The sequence below is a fragment of the Stenotrophomonas maltophilia group sp. RNC7 genome (assembly GCF_030910085.1).
GTDB lineage: Bacteria > Pseudomonadota > Gammaproteobacteria > Xanthomonadales > Xanthomonadaceae > Stenotrophomonas > Stenotrophomonas sepilia.
The window spans coordinates 1-481 of the sequence record NZ_JAVFVN010000608.1; the positions used below are offsets into that span (position 1 = coordinate 1).

The 481-nt window shown below is 33.5% G+C and carries 1 protein-coding gene; it reads right to left on the reverse strand.

The genetic code is table 11. The features are described from left to right. The coding region (locus RCF13_RS11705; protein ID WP_308141200.1) for a hypothetical protein at positions 1–481 on the reverse strand (481 nt) is incomplete at both ends.

Genomic DNA, 481 nt, shown 5'->3' on the forward strand with positions numbered 1-481 from the left:
TTTCTACTAATTTCTTTGGTGAAGTAGTCAGATTCAACAAGAAAAAAATGTGTATGGATGTAAATCTGATCCTCACGACTGCCGTTCATAACATTAACCAAGAGAGGTGGGTTTAATGAAATGCCCAACTTTTCACAGAAAAATCGAATCATATAATCATAGATTAGAGAGTAGCCTTTTACCTTTTGAACAACGTAATTAAGTGCAGTCACAAAATCCGCTGTTACATCGAATTCAATCCTTTTTGCTATTTTTAAATAGTATCGAAATCCTAAAAAGCTGAAAAGAATTTGGCTACGTTCATAAAGTCCTATATTGTGGATTTTGCTTATTTTTTCGTTCATAGTTTTTTCCAACACATCTTCTAGAAAGATACGCCTCGATAACAGTTGCTCCAAGTCTGGACTTAACAATATTAAATTTAACTCGCGATTGTAGCGGGTAAGAATGACATGCAGGAAGAATAATTCATCAAATTGAT